This is a genomic window from Pseudomonas wenzhouensis (genome assembly GCF_021029445.1).
GTDB lineage: Bacteria > Pseudomonadota > Gammaproteobacteria > Pseudomonadales > Pseudomonadaceae > Aquipseudomonas > Aquipseudomonas wenzhouensis.
Genome location: NZ_CP072610.1, coordinates 546,058 through 565,031, shown reverse-complemented (window position 1 = coordinate 565,031; position 18,974 = coordinate 546,058). Strand labels below are relative to the sequence as shown.

Below are 18,974 nucleotides of genomic sequence, written 5' to 3'. Positions count from 1 at the left end.
GCCATGTTCGAAATCGGTTTCAGCGAACTGCTGCTGGTTGGCCTGGTAGCTCTGGTGGTGCTCGGCCCCGAACGCCTGCCCGAGGCAGTGCGTACGGCCGGGCTGTGGATCGGGCGGATCAAGCGCAGTTTCAACTCGATCAAGGCCGAGGTAGAGCGTGAAATCGGCGCCGACGAAATCCGTCGTCAGTTGCACAACGAGCGCATCCTCGAACTGGAACGGGAAATGAAGGCGATGAAGCAGGACATCCTCGACACCGCCAACCTCAAGCCGGGCAGCCACGACGACAAGACCGGCGTCGAGCCGCCAGCGCCCGCCGCCCAGGACAAGAATCCCCAGCCATGAGCAAACTGCCGGACGCCGACCAGGAAATGCCTCTGGTCTCGCACCTGACCGAACTGCGTACGCGCCTGCTGCGCTGCGTGGTGATCATCCTGCTGATCTTCGCCGGGCTGTTCTACTTCGCCCAGGACATCTATGCACTGGTGGCGGCGCCATTGCGTGCCTACCTGCCGGAAGGCGCGACGATGATCGCCACCGGCGTCGCCTCGCCGTTTCTCACGCCATTCAAGCTGACCCTGATGTGCGCGCTGTTTCTTGGCATGCCGGTGATCCTGCATCAGGCCTGGGGCTTCATCGCGCCGGGCCTGTATACCCACGAACGACGCATCGCGGTGCCGCTGCTGATCTCCAGCATCTTCCTGTTCTACGCCGGGATGGCCTTCGCCTACTTCGTGGTGTTCCCGATCATGTTCGGCTTTTTCGCCAGCGTGACCCCGGAAGGCGTGGCGATGATGACCGACATTGGTCAGTACCTGGATTTCGTCCTGACCCTGTTCTTCGCCTTTGGCGTGGCGTTCGAAATCCCCATTGCCACCTTCCTGTTGCTCTGGGTCGGTATCGTCGACGTGGCCACGCTGCGCAAGAGCCGCCCCTACGTGATCGTTGGCTGCTTCGTGGTCGGCATGCTGCTGACGCCACCTGACGTGTTCTCGCAGACCCTGCTGGCGGTACCGATGTGGCTGCTGTTCGAGGCCGGCGTACTGGCTGGCGCCATGGTCAAGCGCAAGCGCGACGAGGAACAGAGCGAAGAAGACGCCAAGCCCGAAGACCAACCGCCCGCACCGCTGTCGTGAACCTGCTGCTGCTGGAAGACGCCGATTTCATCGGGGTCGATCGGGTTCGCCTCAGCGGCAGACGCCTGAAGCATCTGCATGAGGTGCATCGTGCCGAAGCCGGTGACCGTTTGCGCGTCGGTCGCCTTGGCGGACTGATGGGTGAAGGCTGCCTGACTGCCCTGGATGCCGAACATGCCGAACTGACGGTCAGCCTCGACCAACCGCCACCGGCCAAGCTGCCGTTGACCCTGGTCCTCGCCCTGCCCCGCCCGAAGATGCTCAAGCGTGTGCTGCAAACGGTCAGCGCCATGGGCGTGGCGCACCTGGTACTGGTCAACAGCTATCGTGTGGAGAAAAGCTTCTGGCAGACACCATTCCTCGATGCCGAAGCGCTTCGCGAACAACTGATCCTCGGCCTGGAGCAGGCGCGCGACACGCTGCTGCCCGAGGTGAGCATCGAGAAGCGCTTCAAGCCCTTCGTCGAGGATCGCCTGCCGGCGCTGGCGGCGGGAACCCTCGGCCTGACCGGTCACCCGGGTGATTACCCAGCCTGCCCACGTGCCGTCGAGCAGCCGGTAACCCTGGCCATCGGCCCGGAAGGCGGCTGGATCCCTTATGAAGTCGATCTGCTGCGCGACGCTGCCGGCCTGCAACCGGTGCAACTGGGCGAGCGCATTCTGCGGGTGGAAACGGCGGTGCCTGCGTTGCTGGCCAGATTGTTCTAGTACCTCGGATGGTGGACAAGCTTCGTGTTGTCCACCCTGCTCAGAAGCGGGCGCTGCTCGCGAAACGTTCAAGCCCCCAGCATTCGCGCCCCCAAACTAGCGCTAGACCTCGAGCAGAAAGGTCACCGGCCCATCGTTGACCAGATGCACCTGCATATTGGCACCGAAGCGCCCGGTGGCGACCTGCGGGTGCTGGGCCCTGGCCATTTCCACCAGGGCATCGAACAACGCAGCGCCCTGGGCTGGCGGCGCGGCGCTGGAGAAGCTGGGGCGCATGCCGCTCTTGGTGTCGGCGGCCAGGGTAAATTGCGAAACCAGTAACAGTCCGCCTTGTACGTCACTCAGCGAGCGGTTCATCTTGCCCGCTTCATCGCTGAATACCCGGTAGTTGAGCAGCTTGTGCAGGGCGCGGCCGAGGCTGGCCTGGTCGTCCTGAGGCTCGATGCCAATCAGTGCCAGCAGCCCCTGATCGATGCTGCCCACGGCTTCGCCGTCAACCTCTACCCGTGCGCCGGTCACGCGCTGGATCAACAGCTTCATGCATCCTCCGGCGGCAGGTCGAGCAGACGCCGGGCCATGTGTTCAGCCGCGCGCATCAGTGCATCTGTGATACCGGGCTCCGCCGCCGAGTGGCCGGCATCGCGGATGATCTGCAGCTCGCTGTTGGGCCAGGCCTGGTGCAGCGCCCAGGCGTTGTCCAGCGGGCAGATGGCGTCATAGCGGCCATGCACGATGATGCCCGGCAGGTGGGCGATCTTCGGCATGTCACGGAGCAGCTGATTGGGTTCGAGGAAGGCGTCGTTGACGAAGTAGTGGCACTCGATACGAGCGATGGACAGCGCCCGGTGCGCCTCGCTGAAGCGCTCGACCACCTGGGTATTGGGGCGCAGGGTGGCGGTGCGCCCTTCCCAGGTCGACCAGGCCTTGGCCGCGTGCATCTGGGCGATCTGGTCGGCCCCGGTCAGGCGTTTGTAGAAAGCCTGCATCAGATCGCCACGCTCCTCAGGCGGAATCGGTGCGACGTAGTCTTCCCAGTAATCGGGGAACAGGCGGCTGGCGCCTTCTTGGTAGAACCAGCTGAACTCCTGCGGCCGGCACAGGAAGATGCCGCGCAGAATCAGCCCGTGCACATGCTGTGGATGCGTTTGCGCATAGGCCAGCGCCAGGGTGGAACCCCAGGAGCCACCGAACAGCACGAACTTGTCGATCCCCAGGTGCTCGCGAATACGCTCGATATCGCCGATCAGCGCCTGGGTGGTGTTGTTCTCCAGGCTCGCGTGGGGCGTGGAACGGCCACAGCCGCGCTGGTCGAAGGTGACGATGCGATACAGTGCCGGATCGAAATAGCGGCGGCTGGCAGAATCACAGCCGGCACCGGGACCACCATGGATGAACAACACCGGTAACCCATCCGCCGAGCCGCTCTCGTCGACGTACAGCACGTGCGGCGCCTCGACCGCCAGCTCGTGGCGTGCGTAGGGTTTGATCTCCGGATACAAAGTCTGCATGGTTGGCTCCTGTTGGCTGGGCTACAACTGCCGTGTCCGCTCTGCCTGGCATCATAACCATGAAAAGGAAGTTCAGCATGTCGATGCGTCATCTGTCCTGGTCGCTGTTCATGACCCTCACCCTCCTGCTCGTCGGCTGTGGCGGTCGTGACGACCCGCAGGCTGCACTGGAAGCCGCCGTGCAGCAGTTGCAGGACAATATCGAGGCCAAGAGCACCGGCGCGGTGCTGGACCAGTTGCATGGCGACTTCCTGGCCCGTCAAGAGCTTGACCGCGAGTGGGCCAAACGCACCATGACCCTGCTGTTTCTGCGCCACAAGAACATCAAGGTGCTCGCCCTGGGCAAGAACAGCTGGATCGACGCGGCGATCAGCAGCAAGGGGCATACCGAAGCGCAGGTCGCCCTCACCGGCGCCGAAGGGTTGATCCCCGATAGTGCGCGGCACTACTCGGTGAAACTGGAGTGGTGGCTCGACGACGGCGAATGGAAGCTCGCGCGCCTGGATTGGGAGTGATCCGTAGCCCGGATGCAATCCGGGGATACCTTCTGGATTCCCCCGGATTGCATCCGGGCTACAGGTGCCTCAGTCGGCCTGGCGCCAGATCAGGTCCGAGGTCACGTAACCCTGCTCGCGCGCAATTTCGAGCAGCTTGTCACGGGTTTGCTGATCTACTTCCGGGGTGCGCGACAGCAGCCACAGGTACTTGTGCTCCGGGTGGCCAACCAGCGCCACACGGTAATCCTCGTCGCGGTAGATCACCCAGTAGTCGCCCTTGATCGGCAGGATCTTGCTGGCCCAGTTGTCGAAGCGCACCCACAGTTTGTCGGTCTTGCCTTCGACCTGCGGCTCGGCAAAACCCTTGGCCTCAATCCATTCACCGTCCTTGTCGCGGCAACGGTTGGTCACGTCGATGCGGCCATCGTCACGCAGCCCATAGTGCGCCTCGGACTGCACGCAGTTGCGCTGGAAGAACATCGGCAAGCGTGCCAGTTCGTACCAGGTGCCCTGGTAGCGCTGCAGATCGACCTGCATGGTCTGCGGTGGCGGTTTGGGAATACTGCCAGTGCCGGAATTGGCGCAACCGGCAAGGGCGAGAATGGCACTGGCGATTAGGATCGAACGCATGGAAGCTCCTGTTTACTTGAGTCCCTTGCCGGAGAACAACATGACCTTGTCCCCGGCATACTGGACGCTGATATAGGCCTTGTCATCGCCCCAGGTACAACTGGTCATGCCCAGCGCACCGGCACACTCGCCCGGCGCACCGAGCAGGCTCTCCACCTCCTGCTTGCTCATGCCCGCTTTGAGCTTGGCGTAGTTTTCCTGATTGACCTTGCTGCACGCGGCAAGCAGACAGCAGGCAAGCAACGCGACGATACGCATCGACATGGATGAGGCTCCTGATGGGAAGGTGCCAGCAAGCTTGGCATAGCCGGCGACGACTTGCCCGCTTGGAGTGCAGATACCGGTACGGGTTCCCCCGCATGGCTGCGAACGATGTGCAGCCAAAGTGGCAGCCACCCACTCTCAAGAGCGGGCGGCCGCAGAGGCTCAGCTGCGGTGGTAGGCGGTGATACGCAGCACTTCTTCCTTGGAGCCAAGGAACACCGGCACACGCTGGTGCAGGGAAGTGGGCTGGATATCGAGGATGCGCTGGCTGCCGTCAGTGGCAGCGCCACCGGCCTGCTCGATGATCATCGCCATCGGGTTGGCCTCGTACATCAGGCGCAGCTTGCCTGGCATCGACGGATCACGTCCATCGCGCGGGTACATGAACACACCACCACGGGTGAGGATACGGTGCACGTCGGCCACCATCGAGGCGATCCAGCGCATGTTGTAGTTACGCCCCAGCGGCCCGGTCTCACCGGCCAGTAGCTCGGAGACGTAGCGCTGCACCGGCGCTTCCCAGTGGCGCTGGTTGGACATGTTGATGGCAAATTCCTTGGTCGACTCCGGCACCTTGATGGTGTCGTGGGTGAGTACGAAGCTGCCCAGTTCACGGTCCAGGGTGAAGCCCTTGACGCCATCGCCCATGGTCAGCATGAGCATGGTCTGCGGGCCGTAGATCGCATAGCCGGCGGCGACCTGCTGGGTGCCGGGCTGGAGGAAGGCTTCTTCGCCAAGATCACCGGTCTCGCCATTGCGCTCGGGGCAGCGCAGCACCGAGAAGATGGTGCCGACCGAGACGTTGACGTCGATGTTACTGGAGCCGTCCAGCGGGTCGAATACCAGCAGATAGGCGCCTTTCGGGTACTTGCCGGGGATCTGGTAGGCGTTGTCCATTTCCTCGGAGGCCATGCCGGCCAGGTGGCCGCCCCATTCGTTGGCTTCGAGGAGGATCTCGTTGGAGATAACATCGAGTTTCTTCTGCACTTCGCCCTGCACGTTCTCGCTGTCCAGGCTGCCCAGCACGCCGCCGAGGGCGCCCTTGGAGACCTGATGGCTGATCGCCTTGCAGGCCCGTGCCACGACTTCGATAAGGAAACGCAGGTCGGCCGGGGTATTGTGGCTGCGAGTCTGCTCGATCAGGTAGCGGCTCAGGGTGACGCGGGACATGGACGGCTCCGGAAAGGGAAAAAATCGCGCGCAGTTTAACCCGAGTCGCCGCGCAATGCTGCCTGCCGGGATGGATGGCTGAGATTGCCCTCTACCAGCAGGTCGCAGACACGGTTGCGCCCGTCGCGTTTGGCCTGATACAGCGCGGCATCGGCGACCTGCAACAACTCATCGAGCGCCTGCCCCTGCTCGGGCCAATGCGCCAGGCCGGCAGACAGGGTGATGCGCTGATCACCGCCACGGCTGGCGATTTCGCGCGCGGCCAGCTGCGCGCAGATCGCTTGCAGACGCTCGCAGGCCTCACGCGGATCGGCGCCTGGCAGGATCAGCAGAAACTCCTCGCCACCGATACGAAATACCGCATCGGTGCTGCGCAGGTTGTCCTGCAGGTGCTGCGCCACGGCCTTGAGTACGTCGTCACCGGCCAGGTGACCACTCTCGTCGTTGAGCCGTTTGAAATGGTCGAGGTCGATCAGGGCCAGTGCCAGCGGGAGACTTTCGCGCTGCGCCCGGGCCAGTTCGCGGGCGAAGAACTCATCCAGATAACGGCGGTTGTACAACCCGGTCAACGGATCGCACAGCGCCTGCTCACGCAATTGCTCGTGCAGGCTGCTGATGGTGCGCAGCCGCTCTTCACTGAGCGCCAGCGCCTCGGCCAACTTGAGTTCACTGAGATGGCGCTGCGTGACATCGCGGATGTAGAGCATATGGCCGAGCAAGGCCGGACCATGGCGCGTGGTGCGCTGGATGGCCCGCACGCGCACTTCGTAGTAACGCGCAGCACTGGTCAGGGTCAGTGGTTGACCCTCGAGATTGTCGCGTTCATGCAGCAGTTGCTGCAGATCTGCGCCGAAGACCGGCCATTCTCCGAGCTGGGTTCCCGCCCATCCTGTCTGCAGGCCCGCCAATTTCAGCGCCGCGGGGTTGGCCTCGACCACCCGCCCTTGCGGATCGATCACCAGCACCGGGTCGAGCAGGGCATCGAGCAACAGGTGACGCGCCACCGGCAGCAGATCGAACAGGCGCACACCAACGATCAGCCAGGAAAATGCCACCAGCGTGAAGGCGAAACTGAAGGGCGTCGGGTCGAAACCGAACAGCGTCCAACCAAAGCCCACATAACCGATGTTGGCCACCCAGGGCACCGCTGTGACCAGCAAGAAGGCCAGGTAATGACGACGGTGCACGCCATGGCTCAGCGCTGCAGCACGCGTCACCAGCCCCATGCAGAAGGCCATGAACAGATAGACATAGACGGCGCTGGCGTAGAACAACGGGCCATGCACGTAACGCACCGGAGCCCCCGGGCTGGCATCGATTGGCGCGCTGCCAGGGCCATAAAACAGACCATGCCAGGGGTTGCTCAGCGCCAATGCCCAGACCAATAGCGGCACCAGGCTGAGCCCGAGGATGCTGCTGCGCGCTAAAGGCGTACGCATGCTGTTGACGTATTGCCAGAGGAAGACGGCCCAGAAGGTAGGCGTGGCCACGATGCCGGGCCAGGCCATACTGGCCCAGAACATCTTGCATTCGGCAGCGAAAAAGCTCATTTCCAGTGCGGCAGCGCCCATCCACCAGAGGCTGGCCAGGTGCAGCAGGATGAAACTGTCACGTCCCGGAAAGTCGCGTTGGCGGGTCACCCAGTGCGCCAGCAGAACCACGCCAAGCCCTACCAGCAGGGTCAGCAAAACCGGCGGTGACAGGCCCCAGCCGGAAGCCAGGCAGGCTTGCATCAGCCACACCTGCACAGCGGCAAGGCGGCACGTAAGCCGCGCAAGCAGCCGACATGGGATGACGGGGCGATGACGCGAATCGAAATACGCAAGGGCCTTCCTGACCTTCAATGCTGGACTGGCGCGGGGTGCTTAAGATACTGCAAAAGCCCTGCCGCACAGACTGTGTGAAAACCTAGCAGTCTGAGTGCAAGGTGAAGACAATGCCTCTATCGGTCGATAGGGGCATTGTTGTTTATGGGCTACATCAAGGGCGAAGGTCGTCAGCAAAGCAGCCTGTTTCCTCCCACATTGGAGGAGCTGGTACCGGAGGATCATCTGGTACGGGTGATCGAGGCCTATGTCGCTCGTCTGGATCTGCAGGCTCTGGGTTTCAGCAAGGCCGAGCCGCTCAAGACCGGACGTCCTGGCTATGATCCGGCGGATCTACTCAAGCTTTATCTATACGGTTACTTCCAGCGCATCCGCTCCTCCCGGCGCCTGGAAGCCGAGTGCCAGCGCAATGTCGAGGTGATGTGGCTGCTGGGCCGATTGGCGCCGGATTTCAAGACCATTGCCGATTTTCGCAAGGACAACAGTGCTGCTTTTCAAGCGACCTGCCGCACCTTCGTCCAGTTCTGTCGCCAGGTGGGACTGATCAGTGGGCAACTCGTGGCCATCGATGGCAGTAAGTTTCAGGCGGTTGCGTCGCAACGCAAGCATCTGAGCCTGACGAAGCTCAAGCGCTAACAAGCCAAACTGGAGGCGCAGATAAGCCGTTATCTGGCAGAACTGGACGAGGCTGACCGCAGTGAGGCGACTGAAGGGGTTGATCGCAGTGCGGTCAAGGCTGCGCTGCAGCACCTGAAGAGTCGACATGCCGATAACCTGACAGCCCAGGCGTTGATGGAGGTACAGGGGCTGGATCAGTTCGTCATGGGTGAGGATGAGGCCCGCATGATGCGTACCCACCAGGGGGCTCGCGTGGCTTATAACGTGCAAAGCGCGGTAGATGGCGAGCATGGGCTGATCCTGCATCATGCCGTCACTCAGGACGGTTGCGATAACCAGCAACTGGAACCGATGGCCAAGGCCGCCCAGGCGATCCTAGAACAGGAAGAGCTGACGGTTACAGCCGATGCCGGCTACTCCAATGGTGAGCAGTTTCAAGCCTGTGATGATGCTGGGATTACGGCTTATGTGCCGGAGAATCGAGGCATCAATAACAAGGGCGACGACACGCCGCTATTCGATCGCAGCGCCTTCACCTACGACGCAAAAAACGACCAGTACCAATGCCCTGCGAGCCAGTGGCTAACACTCAAACAGGTCAGTGGCCTACAACGTATCTATGCCAGGCAAGGTGACTGCGAGGGCTGTCCATTGAAATCACGCTGCACCAAGGCCAAGCGCCGATACGTGACTCGGCATGTCCATGAAGCCGCATTCGAGCGCATGCATCAGCGGATGCAGGCGCATCCAGAGATGATGGTCAGGCGCCGATCCATCGTCGAACATCCCTTCGGTAATCTGAAGCAGTGGATTTTGGGTAATGGTCGCTTCCTGCTCCGACAACTGCGGGGAGCGCGGACGGAAATGGCCCTGGCGGTCAACGCCTACAACCTGAAACGAGCCATCAATGTGCTGGGTGCCCGTCGGTTGATCGAACTGTTGGGATAAATCCCGTCTTCCATTTCCAAACATCAAAAACGCCAACGCCCCGAACCAGTCGGGGCGTTGGATTTGCCTACGGTCAGGGCGTTTTCACACAGCCTGCGCAGCAGGGCTTTATGGTTCCATGTCGCGTCTCAGGCAACTGGCGGGCGACGCAGCAAACTGGCCGCCATCAGGGCCAACAAGCCGACACCCAACAACAGTACAGCCCAGAGTCCCCAGCGCTGCCAGTCGCGGCCGGCGCCAACCGGAGATTCGAGTGCAACGGCCAGCGGCTCGACCCACTCGGCACGACCAAGGCTGACCAGTCGCGCCGGCTGATAACCGGGGATCAGGGTGTGCAGCGGCAATGCTGCCGACTGCGCACTCGGGTTGCCCAGCGCCAGCCGATAGGGCGGCTCGCCACGACCGAGAAAGACCAGTTGCGTGGCGCGCAATGCGACCTGCAGGCGTGGTGCCTGCCCGCCCAGGCCGCCGCCACGGGCATCGACTTGCGCACGCAGTTGTTGCAGCGGCCAACCGGGCAGGGCCAATGCATCGTTGACGACTTCGCGCCCGGCTTCGGGCAAGCGATAGAGCACTCCACTGACCAACGGACGCCAGGTGCCCTGATCGCTGCTACGCGCCTCGATACGCAGTGGCGCCAGGGTATTGCTATGCTCCAGCGCGATACGCAGCCGTTCCAGAGGCAGGGCCAGCGGTAACTGCCACTGATACAGCCCTTCGGCATTGGTCTGCGCCGGCATGGGTTCGGACCACACCAGCGGCGCAGCCTGCTGAGCCTGCCGTTGACTGCGCAGGGTAACGGCCTGCAGTTGCGGCGCCTGAGGCGGGTTGTGCCACAGCAGACGCAGATAACGGGCGCGCTGACCGGGCAACTCGACCTGACGCTGATCGATGCGCTCATCGGCGAAACTCAGGCGGGCCACCTGCCCTTCTCCCCAACTGCGCCAGTGCTGAAGATCGTCACTGGCCTCGATGCTGAAGCGCTGAAATCCGTCTTCGGCACCACTCCAGTCCAGACTCAGGCGTACCAGCGGCGCATCGATGGCACTGGCATCGAGCAGCCAGCCGCGCAGTTGCTGCCCGCTTGCGGCCGGCGCATCACCGCGTAGTTCGATCAGCGTACCCGTGGTGCTGCGCTCGACGCGCAGCGCGGGTATTTCCTGAGCATCGGCGCGGCCTCGCAACGGAAACCAGCGCACGCCATGCTCCTGTTCCTGCTGCACGGTCTCGCTGCGCCCCGGAATCAGCGCATAGGCCTGCATCTGGCCGTTGCTGTCGAATACGCGCAGATCACGCAAATCGCCATGCCCGGCAGCAAGGTGAGCGGCGAAGGGCAACTCCAGACGATACCAGGGGCCCTCGCCGCTGAGCTGCAGGGCCGCACTGTGCCGATAGTCCTGCAGCGTCTCGCCAGCCTGAACCTGCGCAGACAACGACAGGCCCAGGAGCAGGCAGCAATGGATGAACTTCATACGGTGGACTCCTGTTCGTCAGCAGCCGACGCTTCGGCCTTGCGCGGCGGCAACGGGGCGAAATAGCCCACCACCAGCAACAGCACCCCAACGCCGATGAACGACACGATGCGCTCCAGGCCCCCCCGGTTACCCAGCTCGACGAAGAACAGCTTAGCCACCACCAGGGCGATCAGCGCGGCACCGACCAGCCACAGTTCGCGGCGTACGCGCAGATGGCCGAAGAGCATCAGCGCCAGGGCGATCAACGTCCAGACGATGGACCAGCCCGCCTGCACCAGCATCGAATCGAACAGCGCCGAAGTCTGCCAGGGCACGCCGCCCCAGTGGTGCGCGCTACGCATCACCATCACCGTCAGCAGGGCGAACAGCGACAGTCCCGCCATCCCCTGGACAATCAGCAGCGTCCGGGCCGGCTCCAGGCCAAGGCGCGGTAGCGCATCGCGCGCCCAGACGGACAACGCCCCCAGGCTCAGCAGCAAGCCCAGCTCCAGTGGATTGAACAGCGGCAGGTAAGGCAGCGGATCACTGTCGCCAGCGCTATTGGCATTGGCCAGCCAGAACCAGGCGAGCATCAGCGCGGCCAGTGGCGTCGCCGCCCACAGGCGGTATTCGCGCTCGAAAGCGGCTACAGGCCAGGGCAGGCCGCGCGCCTGCGCCATGACCCATAGATAGGCGGTCGGCAGCAGCGCCCAGCCCAGCCAACGCCAGGCGTTGTAGTGATCGGCCAGGCTCAGCAGCAGGTAGCGCAGCTCCAGCGCCAGCACGCCGAGCAGCAACCAGCAGCCAAGCACATGGGCGATGCTGGCGGCACGGCTCGGCAGTTGCTCGCTCAGGCGCCTCAGCGTCAATAGATGCGCGACGATCACGATACCCCAGGCCAGCCAGCCGTAGTTCGCGGCCGGGTGATACAACGGATGCCAGGCATACGCCAGGATCAGACCGGCCAACGGCGCCAGCAGGCTGCACAGCACGGCCAGGTCGCGCCAGCCCGTGCGCAGTGCCAGCAGCATCCAGGTGAGTGCCGACAGGGCCGCCAGAATCAGCAACACACTGGCCTGCAGCTCGCTGCTGACGAAGCGCAGCACCTCGCTGACCAATGCCAGCGCCCACCAGGCCGCGCCCCAGGCCAGCAAGAGCTGCCCCAGGCGCTGCAGGCTGACGCCATCGAGACCAATCTCCCGCCCGCTGCGCGCCAGGCTGTGCAGACGCCAGGCGCCAATCTGCGCAGCCAGGCCGAGCACAGCGGGTGTCCAGAAGCCGGTATGCGCCAGCGGCGACAGCCCTTCGCCCGTGACCCCGTTCAGCAGCAACGGCCCGGCCGCAAGGAAGGCCAGACCGGCAAACACCTGCAGCAGCAGACTGAAGAGGAAGGCCGCGCGCTGCCCGAGATACAGCGCCAGCCAGAGAATCAGCAAACCGCTGCCGCCCCACACCGCCGCTGCCGCCACCCAGGGCAGCACGAACAGCACCGCCAGGTTGATGAACACCAGCCCCACCAGCAGCACCAGCGACAGGGCGCCGAGCAGGCGGCGATTCTCTCGAATCTGCGGATCGCGCGCGGCCAGCAGCATGCCGGCGATCAGCCCCAGACCGACCATCGACGCCGCCAGCAAGCCAAACCAACCAGCGCTGAAGCCGCTGCGGCCAACCAGCGAATCCAGCGCCATCTGCCCGAGGAATAGCAGCCCACCGAGCAACTGCACGGCGAATGCGCTGTAGACGAAGCTCGGCGCGGCGATGCGCAGGCCGACGAACAGCGTCGCCAGGCCGGCCAGCGCCCAGGCGATGGCGGTGCCGGGCGCCTCGAACAGCAGCGGTGCGATCAGGTAGAGAAACGCCAGCCCGGCCAGGCCCAACCAGGGCAGCAGGTGGCGTTCCCAGGCGTTGGCCGCATCGGGCATCGAGCGCAACTGCCAATAGCTGAACAGCAGCGCCGCACCGAGCATCAGCGCACCCAACGGCGAGCCGTCGAGCAGGCTGTCGTAGCCGAAATCCAGACCACTGACGAAGGCCAGCGCCGCGCCCACCTGCAGCAACAGGGCGAAGGCACGCGCCAGTGGCCGGCCCTGACGCAGACCGAGCCAATAAATACCGGCGCCCTCCACGGCCCAAGCAGCCGCCGTCCAGCGCGCATCCAGGCCAAGCGGAATCGCCAGGCTGGCAAACACCACGCCGAGCGCCAGGCAGGTTTCCACCAGCAGCAGCGCACGTTCGCCGGCACGCGCCTTGAGCACGCGCGCCAACAGCAAATAGAACAGCCCCATGCCGAGCGCGCTGAATGCAGCGGCGAACTCGATATGCCGCACCAGCGCCACCTGCAGGCCGAAGCCGACCAGCGGCGGACCAAACAGCGTGGTGGCATCGACGTAATCGCCACGCCGTAGCGACCAGCGCAGCAATTCATCACGCGCCTCGGGCGCATCCGCCGCGTCACGCAGGGTGCGGCGAGCGAACAGCAAACCGATGGCCACGTACATCAGGAAGAACAACAGCAGGAACGGCTGCGTACTGCCCAGCAAATCCGGCGTATAGGAACGCAGGCCCCAGGCGAAACCGATGCCGAAGGTGCCGACGAAGCCGATCAGGTTGAGCAGACGCCAGGCCTTGAACCAGGCGATGGCGAAGATGCCGGCATTGAGCAGGGCGAAGTAGGAAAACAGCGCGACATGATTGCCGCTGCCAGTAGACGTCAGAATCGGCGCGGCAAAGCCACCGAGTGCTGCAGCCGCCGCCAGGCCCAGGGCGTTCTGCTGCACGGCGAGAATCGCCGAAAACAGCGTCACCGCCACCAGCAGGCCAAGCGCCAGCCCCGGATCGAGCAGTGGATGCAAACGCATGGCGGCGAATACCGTCAGGTACAGCACGGCGATGCCGGTGCCCTGCAACACCAGGGCGTAGCCGGGGTTACGCCGGCGCAGCCACCAACCGAGGCCGAGCAAGGCCAGGGCACTGGCCGCCACGCCCATGTAGCGCAACTCTACCGGCACCTCGACGCCTTCAGTGGCGTAGCGCAGGAGGAAGGCCAGGCCGAGGAACAGCAACACCACGCCAACCCGCAGCACGGTGTTGCCACCCAACAGCCAGGCTCTGGCCGCTGCGATACCACGCTCGATCAGGTTCGGTTCGCGCGGTGCTTGCTCGCGCCAGGGGTTTTGCTGCACGGCCGGCTGGGGCTGATGGGCGACCTGCGCAGCCAGGGGTTCGGGCGCTTCGACAGGCCGCGAGGGTTCGATTTCAGGCAAGGGGTCGAGCGTCCAGTCAAGCTCTGGCACAGGCTCTTCGGCAACGACCGTTGCGGGCAACGATTCGGCGACAGCCTCGATGAGGGGTTCAGTAGACGCGGCAGCCGCTTCCGGCTCACTGAGCTCGCCCTGCTCCACCTTGAGCAGACGTTCGTGCATGGCACGGGTGCCGCGCTCGAAGCGCTCGGCAAAATCCTTGAGCTGCGCAGCCAGTTGCGCGTTGCGCGTCTCCAGCCCCTGCAGGCGCAACGCCTGGCCCAGACTGAGGCCGATCAGGCCGCCAAGCAGCGCGCCCGTGAGCGACTCGCCGGCGCCCACGCCGAGCACCAAACCGACCAGCATGAAGATCCATTGCATGCGTTATGTCCCAGCCCTGAGAAAGAGATCGCCCCGCGCCCACACTGCCGCCCGCGACAGGGCAGCAGTATAGGAGGCGCACCAGGCAACACCCAGAGAGACGATTGCCAAGCCGTTCACAGGCACAACGCAAAGCACCCAACCGCCAGCCGGTGCTTCACAAATGCGGCGCGCCCGCTATTATCGCCGCCCCCGTGACAGCAGCGGCGCAGACCGCACGACAGCCCAAACCATGATGAAGCCCCGCCTGATAGCCGCTGCAGAAATCGACCGCCTGGAAACCTGGGCCAAATACACCGCCGACATGTGCCATAGCTGCATCTCCAGTTGCTGCACCCTGCCGGTGGAAGTGCGCCTGAACGACCTGATCCGCCTGGAGCTAGTCGACGAGTTCGAGCGCAGCGAGCCGCCGAAGAACATCGCCAAACGCCTGCAAAAGGACGGCATCGTCGAGCGCTTCAATCAAAAGTCGGGCATCTTCACCCTGACGCGCATGTCCAACAACGACTGCCTGTTCCTCGACCGCAAGACGCGCCTGTGCACCGTCTACGAAAAACGTCCTGACACCTGCCGTCATCACCCCAAGGTCGGCCCACGGCCGGGGTATTGCGCGTACAAACCGAAATGACCGTCTGCTCATGACGTATCCATTCACGACCTTGGCTTGACGCTTTCGGCAAACCCCCAGTCGTTTTTGCACCGGGTCGCCCCGCCCCCCAGGGATAAGCTCTCCCCAAAGCGCCGACGACCGACTCGGCGCATCCGTTTAGGGGACAAGCCTGATGAGCCCAGCGCAATTGCACGCCGACAGCATCGTCATCGACGGTCTGATCATCGCCAAGTGGAACCGTGAGCTGTTCGAGGACATGCGCAAGGGCGGCCTGACCGCCGCCAACTGCACCGTATCGGTGTGGGAAGGGTTCCAGGCCACCGTCAACAGCATCGCTGCCAGCAGCAAGCTGATCCGCGAGAACAGCGACCTGGTGATGCCGGTACGCACCACCGCCGACATCCGCAAGGCCAAGGAGCAGGGCAAGACCGGCATCATCTACGGCTTTCAGAACGCTCATGCGTTCGAGGACCAGATCGGCTACGTCGAGGTGTTCAAGCAGCTCGGCGTCGGCATCGTACAGATGTGCTACAACACCCAGAACCTGATCGGCACCGGCTGCTACGAGCGTGACGGCGGCCTGTCCGGCTTCGGCCGCGAGATCGTCGCCGAGATGAACCGCGTCGGCATCATGTGCGACCTGTCCCACGTTGGCAGCAAGACTTCCGAGGAAGTCATCCTCGAATCGAAGAAGCCGGTCTGCTACTCCCACTGCCTGCCCTCGGGCCTGAAAGAGCACCCGCGCAACAAATCCGACGCAGAGCTGAAATTCATCGCCGACCACGGCGGCTTCGTTGGCGTGACCATGTTCGCGCCATTCCTGGCCAAGGGCATCGACTCGACCATCGACGACTACGCCGAAGCCATCGAGTACGTGATGAACATCGTCGGTGAAGATGCCATCGGCATCGGTACCGACTTCACCCAGGGCCACGGCCAGGACTTCTTCGAGTACCTGACCCACGACAAGGGCTACGCCCGTCGCCTGACCAACTTCGGCAAGATCATCAACCCGCTGGGTATCCGTACCGTCGGCGAATTCCCCAACCTCACCGAAACCCTGCTGGGGCGCGGCCATTCCGAGCGCGTGGTGCGCAAGATCATGGGTGAGAACTGGGTAAGAGTTCTGGCCGACGTCTGGGGCGAGTGAGCCCCTCCCTATCCCATGATCATTCCCGCGCTCAGCGTGGGAATGCAGCCCGTGACGCTCTGCGTCACAGAAGCGGACGCAGAGCGTCCAATGAGGCGTTACCACGCAAAGCGTGGGAACGATCAGACAACGAATTCTGGAGTTAACAACACATGGCCACCCACGCCCCCGAAATGCCCATCGAAGTCGACGACGAAACCGGCGTCTGGACCACCGACGCCCTGCCGATGCTCTACGTGCCGCGCCACTTCTTCGTCAACAACCACATGGGCATCGAGGAAGTGCTCGGCGCCGAGAAGTACGCCGAGATCCTCTACAAGGCCGGCTACAAATCCGCCTGGCACTGGTGCGAGAAGGAAGCAGAGTGCCACGGCATTTCCGGCGCTGCGGTATTCGAGCACTACATGAAGCGCCTGTCGCAGCGCGGCTGGGGGCTGTTCGAAACGCAGAAGCTCGACCTGGAAACCGGCCATGCCGAGGTCAAGCTCAAGCATTCGGCCTTCGTTTACGTGTACGGCAAGGTGAATCGCAAGGTGGATTACATGTTCACCGGCTGGTTCTCCGGCGCCATCGACCAGATTCTCGCTGCCAAGGGCAGCCCGATCCGCACCATCACCGTGCAGGAATATAGCGGTGCCGAAGAAGGCCATGACGACGGCCTGTTCGTCACCCGGCCACTCTGAGTCACCCACAAGAAATACGTGGGAGCGACCAGCGCCCCCCCAACGCTAGAGCGCTTACCGTGAGGATGCCGTAATGGCCTTCGAAGCAATGTTCCAGCCGATCCAGATCGGCAAGCTGACCATCCGCAACCGCGTGCTCTCCACCGCGCACGCCGAGGTCTACGCCACCGACGGCGGCATGACCACCGAGCGCTACGTGAAGTACTACGAAGAGAAGGCCAAGGGCGGCATCGGCCTGGCGATCTGTGGCGGCTCATCGGTGGTGGCCATCGACAGCCCGCAGCAGTGGTGGAGTTCGGTCAACCTGTCCACCGACCGCATCATCCCGCACTTCCAGAACCTGGCCGACGCCATGCACAAGCATGGCGCCAAGATCATGATCCAGATTACCCATATGGGCCGCCGCTCGCGTTGGGACGGCTACCACTGGCCGACCCTGATGTCGCCGTCCGGCATCCGTGAACCGGTGCACCGCGCCACCTGCAAGACCATCGAGGTCGAGGAAATCTGGCGGGTGATCGGCAACTACGCGCAAGCGGCGCGTCGTGCCAAGGAAGGCGGCCTGGACGGTGTCGAGCTGTCCGCCGTGCACCAGCACATGATCGACCAGTTCTGGTCGCCGCGCGTGAACAAGCGTACTGACGAATGGGGCGGCACCTTCGAGGGCCGCATGAAGTTCGGCCTAGAAGTGCTCAAGGCCGTGCGCGCCGAGGTCGGTGACGACTTCTGCGTCGGCATGCGCATCTGCGGCGACGAATTCCACCCGGACGGCCTGTCCCATGAGGACATGAAGCAGATCGCGGCCTACTACGACGCCACCGGCATGATCGATTTCATCGGCGTCGTTGGATCAGGGTGCGACACCCACAACACCCTGGCCAACGTGATTCCGAACATGAGCTACCCGCCGGAGCCCTTCCTGCACCTGGCGGCCGGCATCAAGGAGGTGGTCAAGGTGCCGGTGCTGCACGCACAGAACATCAAAGACCCGAACCAGGCCACGCGTATCCTCGAAGGCGGCTACGTCGACATGGTCGGCATGACCCGCGCGCACATCGCCGACCCGCACCTGATCGCCAAGATCAAGATGGGCCAGGTCGACCAGATCAAACAATGCGTCGGCGCCAACTACTGCATCGACCGCCAGTACCAGGGCCTGGACGTGCTGTGCATCCAGAACGCCGCCACCAGCCGTGAATACATGGGCGTACCGCACATCATCGAGAAATCCACCGGCGCCAAGCGCAAGGTGGTGATCGTCGGCGGCGGCCCGGCTGGTATGGAAGCCGCTCGCGTCGCCGCCGAGCGTGGCCATGACGTGACCCTGTTCGAGAAGCAGGAACAACTGGGCGGGCAGATCACCATCGCCGCCAAAGCGCCGCAGCGTGACCAGATCGCCGGCATCACCCGCTGGTATCAACTGGAGCTGGCACGTTTGGGCATCGATCTGCGCCTGGGCACCGGCGCCGATGAAGCGAGCATTCACGATCTGCGCCCGGACATCATCGTGCTGGCCAACGGCGGCCATCCCTTCCTCGAACAGAACGAGCACTGGGGCGCGGCCGAAGGCCTGGTGGTCAGTAGCTGGGACGTGCTCTCGGGCAAGGTGGCGCCGGGCAAGAACGTGCTGGTGTACGACACCATCTGTGAATTTACCGGCATGTCGGTCGCCGACTTCCTCGCCGACAAGGGCGCGCAGGTGGAGATCGTTACCGACGATATCAAGCCGGGCGTGGCCATCGGCGGCACCAGTTTCCCGACCTACTACCGAAGCCTCTACCCCAAGGAAGTGATCATGACCGGCGACATGATGCTGGAGAAGGTCTACCGCGAGGGCGACAAACTGGTGGCGGTGCTGGAGAACGAATACACCGGCGCCAAGGAAGAGCGCGTAGTCGACCAGGTGGTGGTGGAGAACGGCGTGCGTCCTGACGAGTCGCTGTACTACGCACTCAAGCAGGGCTCACGCAACAAGGGCCAGATCGACGTGGAAGCGCTGTTCGCGATCAAGCCGCAGCCGTGCCTGAGCGAGTCGGGCGATGGCTACCTGCTGTTTCGCATCGGCGACTGCGTGGCCCAGCGCAACACTCACGCGGCGATCTACGACGCCTTACGCCTGTGCAAGGACTTCTGATCCCAATTGGATGATGGCT

Annotated in this window: 16 protein-coding genes and 1 pseudogene; 9 read left to right on the top strand and 8 right to left on the bottom strand. The window is 63.6% G+C overall.

Annotated features, from left to right (window positions below):
• Positions 1-3: 3 nt before the first annotated feature.
• Genes tatB through J7655_RS02625 form a run of 3 tightly spaced genes read left to right on the top strand, consistent with a single transcriptional unit; the run spans position 4 to position 1,843 of the window.
• Entirely contained in the window at positions 4-345 is a 342-nt protein-coding gene (tatB, locus tag J7655_RS02635; protein ID WP_230926440.1) for a Sec-independent protein translocase protein TatB, read from the top strand.
• Entirely contained in the window at positions 342-1,136 is a 795-nt protein-coding gene (tatC, locus tag J7655_RS02630) for a twin-arginine translocase subunit TatC (RefSeq protein ID WP_230926439.1), read from the top strand. The genes tatB and tatC overlap by 4 nt, the downstream gene beginning before the upstream one ends.
• A complete protein-coding gene (locus J7655_RS02625; RefSeq protein ID WP_230926438.1) occupies positions 1,133-1,843 on the top strand; it encodes a 16S rRNA (uracil(1498)-N(3))-methyltransferase in 711 nt (236 codons plus the stop codon). Before tatC ends, J7655_RS02625 begins: the two co-directional genes overlap by 4 nt.
• Before the next feature lie 102 nt (positions 1,844-1,945).
• On the opposite strand, the gene dtd is transcribed toward J7655_RS02625, so the two are convergent.
• Both dtd and pip read right to left on the bottom strand, forming a co-directional pair.
• Positions 1,946-2,383: a D-aminoacyl-tRNA deacylase gene (gene dtd / locus J7655_RS02620; protein WP_230926437.1), complete on the bottom strand. Its 438-nt coding sequence runs from the start codon at positions 2,381-2,383 to the stop codon at positions 1,946-1,948.
• Positions 2,380-3,351 (bottom strand): prolyl aminopeptidase, encoded by a 972-nt coding sequence (gene pip, locus J7655_RS02615; RefSeq protein ID WP_230926436.1) that lies wholly within the window; start codon positions 3,349-3,351, stop codon positions 2,380-2,382. Before pip ends, dtd begins: the two co-directional genes overlap by 4 nt.
• A gap of 77 nt (positions 3,352-3,428) precedes the next feature.
• Between pip and J7655_RS02610 the strand changes: the two genes are divergently transcribed.
• Entirely contained in the window at positions 3,429-3,866 is a 438-nt protein-coding gene (locus J7655_RS02610; protein ID WP_230926435.1) for a hypothetical protein, read from the top strand.
• A 69-nt stretch (positions 3,867-3,935) separates the two neighbouring features.
• On the opposite strand, the gene J7655_RS02605 is transcribed toward J7655_RS02610, so the two are convergent.
• From J7655_RS02605 to J7655_RS02590, 4 genes are all read right to left on the bottom strand, one after another.
• On the bottom strand, positions 3,936-4,478 hold the full coding sequence (locus J7655_RS02605) for a lipocalin family protein (RefSeq protein ID WP_230926434.1): 543 nt from the start codon (positions 4,476-4,478) through the stop codon (positions 3,936-3,938).
• 12 nt (positions 4,479-4,490) lie between these two features.
• The gene (gene bamE, locus J7655_RS02600; RefSeq protein WP_147809505.1) at positions 4,491-4,742 is read right to left on the bottom strand and encodes an outer membrane protein assembly factor BamE domain-containing protein; all 252 of its coding nucleotides are present in this window, start codon (positions 4,740-4,742) and stop codon (positions 4,491-4,493) included.
• A 162-nt stretch (positions 4,743-4,904) separates the two neighbouring features.
• Positions 4,905-5,912, bottom strand: coding sequence for a class 1 fructose-bisphosphatase (locus tag J7655_RS02595; protein WP_230926433.1), 1,008 nt, complete (start codon positions 5,910-5,912; stop codon positions 4,905-4,907).
• A gap of 35 nt (positions 5,913-5,947) precedes the next feature.
• Positions 5,948-7,645: a histidine kinase N-terminal 7TM domain-containing diguanylate cyclase gene (locus J7655_RS02590; protein WP_230926432.1), complete on the bottom strand. Its 1,698-nt coding sequence runs from the start codon at positions 7,643-7,645 to the stop codon at positions 5,948-5,950.
• Positions 7,646-7,882: 237 nt separating this feature from the next.
• On the opposite strand from J7655_RS02590, the pseudogene J7655_RS02585 reads away from it, so the two are divergent.
• Positions 7,883-9,304, top strand: a pseudogene (locus tag J7655_RS02585) (IS1182 family transposase).
• Positions 9,305-9,432: 128 nt separating this feature from the next.
• Here the strand turns inward: J7655_RS02585 and J7655_RS02580 are convergent.
• Entirely contained in the window at positions 9,433-10,776 is a 1,344-nt protein-coding gene (locus J7655_RS02580; protein WP_230926431.1) for a DUF3999 domain-containing protein, read from the bottom strand.
• Positions 10,773-14,378, bottom strand: a complete 3,606-nt coding sequence (locus tag J7655_RS02575) for a DUF2339 domain-containing protein (RefSeq protein WP_230926430.1) — start codon at positions 14,376-14,378, stop codon at positions 10,773-10,775. Before J7655_RS02575 ends, J7655_RS02580 begins: the two co-directional genes overlap by 4 nt.
• Positions 14,379-14,610: 232 nt before the next feature.
• Between J7655_RS02575 and J7655_RS02570 the strand changes: the two genes are divergently transcribed.
• From J7655_RS02570 to dgcA, 4 genes are all read left to right on the top strand, one after another.
• The gene (locus J7655_RS02570; RefSeq protein ID WP_147809503.1) at positions 14,611-15,006 is read left to right on the top strand and encodes a YkgJ family cysteine cluster protein; all 396 of its coding nucleotides are present in this window, start codon (positions 14,611-14,613) and stop codon (positions 15,004-15,006) included.
• A gap of 154 nt (positions 15,007-15,160) precedes the next feature.
• On the top strand, positions 15,161-16,138 hold the full coding sequence (locus J7655_RS02565) for a dipeptidase (RefSeq protein ID WP_230926429.1): 978 nt from the start codon (positions 15,161-15,163) through the stop codon (positions 16,136-16,138).
• A gap of 152 nt (positions 16,139-16,290) precedes the next feature.
• Positions 16,291-16,821 carry a DUF5943 domain-containing protein gene (locus tag J7655_RS02560; RefSeq protein WP_230926428.1) on the top strand — a complete coding sequence of 177 codons (531 nt, stop codon included), beginning with the start codon at positions 16,291-16,293 and terminating at the stop codon, positions 16,819-16,821.
• A gap of 73 nt (positions 16,822-16,894) precedes the next feature.
• A complete protein-coding gene (gene dgcA, locus J7655_RS02555; protein ID WP_230926427.1) occupies positions 16,895-18,955 on the top strand; it encodes a dimethylglycine demethylation protein DgcA in 2,061 nt (686 codons plus the stop codon).
• Positions 18,956-18,974 lie beyond the last annotated feature (19 nt).

Bases quoted from the DNA above. Each gene is read 5' to 3' on its own strand.
- J7655_RS02595 (WP_230926433.1), bottom strand. From the start codon at position 5,912: ATGTCCCGCGTCACCCTGAGCCGCTACCTGATCGAGCAGACTCGCAGC.
- dtd (WP_230926437.1), bottom strand. From the start codon at position 2,383: ATGAAGCTGTTGATCCAGCGCGTGACCGGCGCACGGGTAGAGGTTGAC.
- J7655_RS02610 (WP_230926435.1), top strand. From the start codon at position 3,429: ATGTCGATGCGTCATCTGTCCTGGTCGCTGTTCATGACCCTCACCCTC.
- tatC (WP_230926439.1), top strand. From the start codon at position 342: ATGAGCAAACTGCCGGACGCCGACCAGGAAATGCCTCTGGTCTCGCAC.
- dgcA (WP_230926427.1), top strand. From the start codon at position 16,895: ATGGCCTTCGAAGCAATGTTCCAGCCGATCCAGATCGGCAAGCTGACC.
- J7655_RS02575 (WP_230926430.1), bottom strand. From the start codon at position 14,378: ATGCAATGGATCTTCATGCTGGTCGGTTTGGTGCTCGGCGTGGGCGCC.
- J7655_RS02570 (WP_147809503.1), top strand. From the start codon at position 14,611: ATGATGAAGCCCCGCCTGATAGCCGCTGCAGAAATCGACCGCCTGGAA.
- bamE (WP_147809505.1), bottom strand. From the start codon at position 4,742: ATGTCGATGCGTATCGTCGCGTTGCTTGCCTGCTGTCTGCTTGCCGCG.
- J7655_RS02605 (WP_230926434.1), bottom strand. From the start codon at position 4,478: ATGCGTTCGATCCTAATCGCCAGTGCCATTCTCGCCCTTGCCGGTTGC.
- pip (WP_230926436.1), bottom strand. From the start codon at position 3,351: ATGCAGACTTTGTATCCGGAGATCAAACCCTACGCACGCCACGAGCTG.
- J7655_RS02560 (WP_230926428.1), top strand. From the start codon at position 16,291: ATGGCCACCCACGCCCCCGAAATGCCCATCGAAGTCGACGACGAAACC.
- J7655_RS02565 (WP_230926429.1), top strand. From the start codon at position 15,161: ATGAGCCCAGCGCAATTGCACGCCGACAGCATCGTCATCGACGGTCTG.
- J7655_RS02590 (WP_230926432.1), bottom strand. From the start codon at position 7,645: ATGCAAGCCTGCCTGGCTTCCGGCTGGGGCCTGTCACCGCCGGTTTTG.
- tatB (WP_230926440.1), top strand. From the start codon at position 4: ATGTTCGAAATCGGTTTCAGCGAACTGCTGCTGGTTGGCCTGGTAGCT.
- J7655_RS02580 (WP_230926431.1), bottom strand. From the start codon at position 10,776: ATGAAGTTCATCCATTGCTGCCTGCTCCTGGGCCTGTCGTTGTCTGCG.